Source organism: Bartonella sp. AD24XZML (assembly GCF_042196485.1).
Lineage (GTDB): Bacteria > Pseudomonadota > Alphaproteobacteria > Rhizobiales > Rhizobiaceae > Bartonella.
This window is the reverse complement of sequence record NZ_JBHIQH010000001.1, coordinates 1-6,987: the sequence shown is the minus strand read 5'-3', so window position 1 is coordinate 6,987 and position 6,987 is coordinate 1. Positions and strand designations below refer to the sequence as shown.

The following is a 6,987-nucleotide window of genomic DNA, read 5'->3' as shown; positions in this document are numbered from 1 at the left end:
TTGCCCCCTATGATGAGATGTGGCGTTATTTTCAACGGATACTCTCTCTTGATCGGTTGATGCAATTAGAGCGCATTAAAAACAATGTTGACTCTAAAGAGCCCGTTGCCAAAAAAGGCATGTTTGTTGACCCTTTTCTCGATGACAATTATCGCGATGAAGGGGTTCCCCAAACAGGGGCTATTGGTCATGGCATTTTACAGCTTGCCATTGATCCAACCTTTTACACCGCCCCCTTAACAGCGCCCGTTACCCTTGACTGGACAAATGAAGTGATCATTGCGCAAGAGTTGACAACGGCTTGCGAAAAAATCAACCCCTATCAAAATTTTGCGACCTTGCCTGGTACAGTAACCCTTGAACCCGCAACAGACTTTTGGCATGAACAGCGCACCGATTGGCTCTCAAGTGTCACCAATCAACTTAATATGGGATGGAATCGCGGGAGAACTATCCGTAACACAGAAGTGCGTGATGACTTGGTCAATGAAATCCGAGAACAAATTGATTTCTTAAGACAAATTACCCTTTCCTTTAAAATTGAAGGTTTTGGCAAAGGGGAAAAATTAGAAAGCTTTACCTTTGATGGCGTGGATATTTTACAAAAAATCTATTATTGTTTTACATCTCCCGATGGCGCTCTTGAAGGCGCTTTCACGATTCCACAAAATATTACCGCTGGCACAAAAAATGTTGTGGCACGGGGAAAAGGTGGAACCATTGCAACGGGACTTTTTACCGGACAAGGTGTGATTGATGTGAAAGTGATGCGGCGTACTACCACGGTGAAGATATGGACACAAGTAGACCCACAAGCGCAAGTCTTTACTCCCGATGAAACACGACAAATCACGGGGGTTGATTTCCATCTTTGTAAAATTGGTCATCAAAACCATGATCTGGTGATTGATTTGGTCAGTACAGAAAACGGTTATCCTACCGCTGATATTCAAGCACAAACCTCCTATTCCATGAAGGGCGCCAAAATCGGGTGGGCTGGAGCACGCTATGATGTACCCTTAACCGTTCCTGATGATCGTCTGACTGCCTTTGTCATTAAAACCGATGATAGTAATCATGCCGTCTCACTAGCAAAGCTTGGAGATTTTGATGTAAACAGTCAAAGATTTGTCTCAAGTCACCCTTACGTGACTGGTCCACGCTTTTCTTCTGTTAACGCACAAAGTTGGACAGCCCATCAAGATGAGGCTTTAGCCTTTCGGATATTGGCTGCCCGCTATAGGCAAACAGAAAAGAGGGTTGATTTAGGCACCTTTGATCTTGTGGATTGTTCTGATTTGCAAGTACGTGCAGCCATTGAATTGCCTTCAAGCGATTGTTCTGTCATCTTTGAAATTGAACGAAACAACGGCACAGTTTATCAACTGCTTCCTTTTCAATTACTCAGTCTGACCGAATATATCAGTGAAAAGGTCAAGCTTCGCGCCATTCTCAAAGGCACCGAAAAGCTCTCACCGGTGTTATTTGCTCCTGTTCAGTTGATTGCGGGAAAAATCCATAAGGAAGCGACCTATGTCACGCGTGCTTTTGCCTTTGGCGAAAAGGCAAGGTTAACGAGCTATATCAAAACCTTTTTACCGGGCGGTGCAACCTTCACTTGCGAGATGCAGCTGGATGATGGTGGTTTCACCCCTTTGAAACTTGACGAAACAGAACAACTCACTGAACCACTTTGGACAGAACGAAAATTTATCAGTGGTGACAAAACAGCCAAACAAGCACGTTTGAAATTGACCCTTACCGGTGGACCTGCTGCGCGGTCCATGGTGTGTGATTTTGGCGCTGGCATATTATAATGGGAAAATGAGAGATGACCAAAACCAAAAAACTCGACATGGAATTGCCTAAAGAAGGGCGTTTTATCAGTTCTGAATTCCCCATCTTGCGCGAAAACTTGACCAAAATTGATCAAGCGCTTGTAGAAGTTGAGGAAAAAGTAGACGAAAAGGCACCTTTACAGCACAAACACACAATAGGGGATGTTAATGGTCTTAAAACAGCTCTTGAAGCCAAGATGGCAGTGGATAAAACCTTCACTTTTGCCGATTTAAGCGATATCGAGGGCGCCAAAGATGCCTCAAATAATTATGTTCTCTATAAATCAAGCAATAATAACTTTACCTTTGGCAGTGCTGTCTCACTGTTAGGCGCGCATCAACATAAAACCGAAGATATCGTGGGTCTTGACGATTTTAGAGCCAAGATCAATCAAGATCTCACAAGCTATGGACGCCTCACAAGTCCCAATGAATGGAAAAATTACAATAAATTTACCAGCAAAGTTACAATGAGTGGTGGCTTAGAGCTGTTAGGTAATTCGTCGTTTAATCTCACCCACAATAATAAAGTTGTGACAAGTCTAAGTGCAAGTGGAAGCATGCTTAGAGGTCCAGCAACTGTTGATGGTAAGGCACTTTACACAAAAGATGAGGCTACCACTGTCCTTCAAAAAATACGCAATGAGATTGCAAAACTGAAAGAAGTTACCGCGCTTAATCCCCTTGAAATCCTCATGACAGAAAGTGGACCCATTCCATTTCCTGATAGTGTTACTAGCTACACCGATATTGAAATATGGGCGTGGGGTGGCGGTGGAGGCGGCAGTAATATAAAAGGCGGTGGTGGAGGTGGCGGCGGTTGCGTACGTATTAAAATCAAAGGATACCAGCTGGGAAACTCAAAAAATGCTCAAATTGGACGTGGTGGGAAAGGCGGTAATAACGAGAGGGGAGGCATAGGTGGTCAAACAATAATTCAGGGACTTCTTACCGCAGGCGGTGGCGGAGGTGGTGGATATTATGGATACGCAACTAGTGGCAGTGAAGGAAGTGCCAACAGCAGTGGTCGCGGCGGTAGCGGTGGCAGCTATTACTCTAGCAATACCAGCGTCAATGGCAGTAGTTCTACTTTCGGTGGCGGGAGTGGTGGTGGCTACGCATACTATAGAAGTAACGACGGCCCCTTTATTGTCTATAAAACAAACATTGGACATGGTGGAAGCTCTATTTATGGTGGTGCTGGTGGTGGTTGCAGTGATGGTATCGCAAAAGGGGGGTACAGTGGGAAAGGCGGCAATGGTGGTGATGGAAATGGTTTTACCAGCGGCGGTGGCGGTGGCTACTTTCCAGGAAAATCTGGTGGAGATGGCGGCAATGGTGGTGACGGAGCAATCTTGTTGAGATTTTTTATCTAGGAGTTTTTTATGAAATATGCAGTTGTTGAAAATGGTGTGGTAACAAATATTATTGTAGCCTCAGAAGATTATGTTCACGCCTTTGATGGTGAAGCGATCCCCTCAAGTGAAGCACAAATTGGCTGGACTTATAAGGACGGAGTGTTTTCTCCTCCCATGGTGGATAAAGAAACAATGGCAGAGCTTAGCCATAAATCACAAGAAAAAGGTGAAGAAGCTTAGGCACTCAAACAATAGTGTTAATGATGCTTGTTGTATAAGCTGGCTTTGTATGTTTTTAAAATCCCCTTTAAAGCTCTTTCAAAGCCCTTTAAAGGGCTTTTTTGACTGACAGTGTCAGTCTTATGAGAGAGTGTAGATGATTGTTATGGTCTCTTCATTAATTTGGAGAGCAAAATGACAATAGAATTTAAACTTCGTATTCACTTTATTAAGAATGGCAAGGGATCTAAGTTTTTAGCAATATTTGATCAGACAGCCGTTGGTATGTTTGTAAAATCCTTGATGTTAACGTGCAAATTTATCCCCTCCATGCACCTATTCTTCTCTTTACGCATGAGGTGGAGAAACAGGATAGTGCTCTGTTTCATAAGCTTCAATTAACAAAACAAGAGTTTTCATTCTATCAAATTCTAGAGTATTCTCTTTAGGTTGCTTATCAAACATTGCTGACACAATTTCTAAGGCTTCTTGATAATCTTGTTCAGTGCGAATAGGTTTGATGTTCATTTCTTACATTCCTTCAGTTCTACAGTATTGGCATCAACCGTATTAAATTGTAACATTTTTGTTGACATTTGTCACTTAATACATTACATTCTATTTAAAATGATGTTACTGAATTTGCTATGATCAAAACATTTAAAAATAAAGACCTACAATCTCTCTGGGAAACAGGAAAAAGTAAGATTGATAGCAGGCTTCAACAGCGTATTATTCGCCGTCTTGATACCCTTGACGCAGCTTCTCAAGTTAATGATATCAATGTACCAGGTTATAATTTTCATATGCTTAAAGGCTTTACTCCAACTCGCTACACAATTCATATCAATGGTCCTTGGTGTATCACTTTTGAATTTAAAGACAGACATGTTTACCATGTTGATCTAGAGCAATACCACTGAAGGTTTTAAGATTAATTGTAAAGGAAACTATCCATGACTACACGTAATCCTAATCGTTGTCCTTCTCATCCAGGAGAAATTTTAGCTGAATCCTTAGAACATTTAAATGCAAGCAAAACCGAAATTGCTAGGATTCTTCAAATATCACGCCAGCATTTGCATGGCATCCTTAAAGGAGAACGTCCAGTCACAGCCGTAACAGCAGCTCGCATTGGTAAATTGTTAGGAAATGGACCAGCCCTTTGGCTACAGCTTCAAGCCAATTATGATACATGGCATGCCTTGAGGGACATTGATGTCTCTTCTATTCCAACGCTAACAGCTAATAAAGTGGATATACAAATGGAACAGAGCCATTAACTACCTCCCCGCCCTAAAGACGAGGAGATAAAACATGTTTTTTACTTAAGCAACCTTTTTAATAGGGCTCTCGAAATTTGGTTCATAAGCGCGCAACAAAGAATCCATGCTATGCGGCAGTTCGGAAGCTCCAAAATCTGTCAAAATTGCCAAGATTTTTGTAATATTGGGTACGTCATCTTGAAGCTTTAAAACTAGAACCTTTTCTATTGCATTCATAGTTTGAACCAGAGCACTACAATCTTTGTCGCTCACATTTTCATCATTAGAAAATTGGGATAATGCTATCCATAAATCGCATAAGAAGTTGGTATCTATCTTCATTGCACACCTCCATGGATTTGTTCTCTTAAACATGCTAATCCTCTGGAGGTAATTTTCGTTGAAGGCAGCACCTTTTCTGTACCATCCGGTCTTTGAATGGTGATAGCAGGGCAATCCATAAAGCCTTTCTTGATTTTATCTTGATAAGGCAACAAAGGCGCCCCTGGAGCCCGACGATAGACCCAATCATGTTTACGCAAGTAATCGGTTAAATCCTTCGGTCGTACCTCCAACATCTTTGCTGCTTCAATTAAACCAAACAGACCATCAGAGCGTTTTAGACCTTCTAAAGCCTCTGCTTTTGGAGACAATTCGGCAATAACATGGTCTTTCTGTTTTATTTGACTTTGTAAGTGATTCAAAACACCAAGCAATGCTTCGGGTTTGGAATAATCAACTTGTGGTGTTGCTACTTGTCTTTCTAATTCTTGCCAACGGTCAATAATCTTTGCTCGTAAAGCAGTGCTGTAACCCGAAACAAGAATTAAACACTCACGCTTGGGGAGGTTGTAACAAGGGCGGCTTTCACCTTTTGCATCAACGTAAGTACCGATAAAATCAACCAATCCAAATTTGGAGCCGTTAAGTTCTTCAAGCATTTTCTTGATATCACGCATAATATGTGCGTGCTGCTTTTTACACAAATCAGCAATTTCACGACTAGACATAGTCCGAGTGGTAGCACTATTAGCAGTGCTTTCTTTAGTTTCTATGAGATTGTTCATAAAGAACTCCTTGCTACTTAGAGGTTTCTTATTGACACTCTACAAGAGTGTCGGGTGTTAAGAAACACGGTAGCAAGTCCGCCGTTATGCTTTTCCCAAAAGGGTATTTTATAGCGTAACTACACCCGACAAAGTCATTATATGCGTGTAACATACAATGAGTCAAAGCTTTTTAATGTGCGGAAAACTGATTATTTCGACAATCAATCCGCTTGCTATCAAGGTGTTTCTTAGGCACCTGATTCGATTATTCATATTGTCGCAATATTGTCAAGTGGCAATGTAATGTTTTTATAAAAGTAATCAGCTAAATCCTTTGGTCGTACCTCTAACATCTTTGCTGCTTCGATAAGACCAAACAGACCATCAGAACGTTTTAGACCCTCAAGTGCCTCTGCTTTTGGTGCTAATTCTGCAATAACATGATCTTTCTGCTCAATTTGACTTTGTAAATGATTCAAGACGCCAAGTAATGCTTCGGGTTTGGAGTAGTCAATCTGTGGTGTTGCTACTTGTTTTAACCGTCTTTCACATTCGATAAAGTATAAACGAGCTTTTCTACCTTTCTTATTATTTTCAAGCATAGAGAGCTCTTTGGCTACGCTTAAGGTGAGATGATAATCTTTAGAGGGACGACCACCTTGGAGGTTTTCCCCAAAATTGGTGAAAACTAAATAATCCTGATTTTCTAATAAATTATATTTGTTGATGCGATTTTTAATCCAATCATTAAAGCGGGCTTTTATCTCTAAAAACGCATGCAAATCACGCGCATTAACAGTTTGAACAGTTTCTTGATCAATAACCTGTTCTGATATTTCTATAAGTGTGTTCATGAGAACTCCTTATCGTTAGATGTTTTTCATTGACACTCTAAAGAGAGTGCCGGGCGCTGAAAAACACGGCATCTAGTCCGTCGTTATGCCTTTCCCAAAAGGGTATTGTATAGCATAACCACACCCGACGAAATCATTATATGCGTGTAACATACAATGAGTCAAAGCCTTTAATGTGCGGAAAACTGATTATTTCGGTAACCAATCCGCTAGATGTTTTAAGGTGTTTTTCAAGCACCTGATTCGAAAATACACATTGCAGAAATAATGTCAAGCACCTTTCTATATTTTTGTTAATTTCATCTATAAATGCTGGACGCTTAAAACACAGCAATCATCCCCTTCATTTTTTTCCATTTATTTCATTAGCCAATATTTCAAAGGAGTATAAAATGGCAACAGGT

9 protein-coding genes are annotated in these 6,987 nt (G+C 40.9%); 5 read left to right on the top strand and 4 right to left on the bottom strand.

Features of this window, described 5'->3' with window-relative positions; translation table 11 throughout:
• The 3 genes from ACFIMX_RS00045 to ACFIMX_RS00035 all read left to right on the top strand — a co-directional run.
• Nucleotides 1–1,817, top strand: a 1,817-nt coding sequence (locus ACFIMX_RS00045; RefSeq protein ID WP_375693864.1) for a DUF4815 domain-containing protein, incomplete at its 5' end; no start/stop codon positions are given.
• 14 nt (nt 1,818–1,831) lie between these two features.
• Nucleotides 1,832–3,214 (top strand): Bgr_08870 family protein, encoded by a 1,383-nt coding sequence (locus tag ACFIMX_RS00040; RefSeq protein WP_375683153.1) that lies wholly within the window; start codon nt 1,832–1,834, stop codon nt 3,212–3,214.
• A gap of 9 nt (nt 3,215–3,223) precedes the next feature.
• A complete protein-coding gene (locus tag ACFIMX_RS00035) occupies nt 3,224–3,436 on the top strand; it encodes a hypothetical protein (RefSeq protein WP_375680468.1) in 213 nt (70 codons plus the stop codon).
• Nucleotides 3,437–3,763: 327 nt separating this feature from the next.
• Here the strand turns inward: ACFIMX_RS00035 and ACFIMX_RS00030 are convergent, their stop codons facing one another.
• Nucleotides 3,764–3,943, bottom strand: a complete 180-nt coding sequence (locus tag ACFIMX_RS00030) for a hypothetical protein (protein WP_375680467.1) — start codon at nt 3,941–3,943, stop codon at nt 3,764–3,766.
• A gap of 119 nt (nt 3,944–4,062) precedes the next feature.
• Between ACFIMX_RS00030 and ACFIMX_RS00025 the strand changes: the two genes are divergently transcribed.
• Both ACFIMX_RS00025 and ACFIMX_RS00020 read left to right on the top strand, forming a co-directional pair.
• Nucleotides 4,063–4,338, top strand: a complete 276-nt coding sequence (locus ACFIMX_RS00025; protein ID WP_375680466.1) for a type II toxin-antitoxin system RelE/ParE family toxin — start codon at nt 4,063–4,065, stop codon at nt 4,336–4,338.
• A gap of 33 nt (nt 4,339–4,371) precedes the next feature.
• Nucleotides 4,372–4,698, top strand: a complete 327-nt coding sequence (locus ACFIMX_RS00020) for a HigA family addiction module antitoxin (protein ID WP_273791640.1) — start codon at nt 4,372–4,374, stop codon at nt 4,696–4,698.
• 45 nt (nt 4,699–4,743) lie between these two features.
• Here the strand turns inward: ACFIMX_RS00020 and ACFIMX_RS00015 are convergent, their stop codons facing one another.
• From ACFIMX_RS00015 to ACFIMX_RS00005, 3 genes are all read right to left on the bottom strand, one after another.
• The gene (locus tag ACFIMX_RS00015; RefSeq protein ID WP_375679915.1) at nt 4,744–5,022 is read right to left on the bottom strand and encodes a hypothetical protein; all 279 of its coding nucleotides are present in this window, start codon (nt 5,020–5,022) and stop codon (nt 4,744–4,746) included.
• Complete coding sequence (locus ACFIMX_RS00010) at nt 5,019–5,747, bottom strand: phage antirepressor KilAC domain-containing protein (RefSeq protein WP_375693863.1); 729 nt, start codon at nt 5,745–5,747, stop codon at nt 5,019–5,021. The genes ACFIMX_RS00015 and ACFIMX_RS00010 overlap by 4 nt, the downstream gene beginning before the upstream one ends.
• Before the next feature lie 251 nt (nt 5,748–5,998).
• Nucleotides 5,999–6,583, bottom strand: a complete 585-nt coding sequence (locus tag ACFIMX_RS00005) for an antA/AntB antirepressor family protein (RefSeq protein WP_375693862.1) — start codon at nt 6,581–6,583, stop codon at nt 5,999–6,001.
• Nucleotides 6,584–6,987 lie beyond the last annotated feature (404 nt).

Bases quoted from the DNA above. Each gene is read 5' to 3' on its own strand.
- ACFIMX_RS00010 (WP_375693863.1), bottom strand. From the start codon at position 5,747: ATGAACAATCTCATAGAAACTAAAGAAAGCACTGCTAATAGTGCTACC.
- ACFIMX_RS00015 (WP_375679915.1), bottom strand. From the start codon at position 5,022: ATGAAGATAGATACCAACTTCTTATGCGATTTATGGATAGCATTATCC.
- ACFIMX_RS00020 (WP_273791640.1), top strand. From the start codon at position 4,372: ATGACTACACGTAATCCTAATCGTTGTCCTTCTCATCCAGGAGAAATT.
- ACFIMX_RS00025 (WP_375680466.1), top strand. From the start codon at position 4,063: ATGATCAAAACATTTAAAAATAAAGACCTACAATCTCTCTGGGAAACA.
- ACFIMX_RS00005 (WP_375693862.1), bottom strand. From the start codon at position 6,583: ATGAACACACTTATAGAAATATCAGAACAGGTTATTGATCAAGAAACT.
- ACFIMX_RS00035 (WP_375680468.1), top strand. From the start codon at position 3,224: ATGAAATATGCAGTTGTTGAAAATGGTGTGGTAACAAATATTATTGTA.
- ACFIMX_RS00030 (WP_375680467.1), bottom strand. From the start codon at position 3,943: ATGAACATCAAACCTATTCGCACTGAACAAGATTATCAAGAAGCCTTA.
- ACFIMX_RS00040 (WP_375683153.1), top strand. From the start codon at position 1,832: ATGACCAAAACCAAAAAACTCGACATGGAATTGCCTAAAGAAGGGCGT.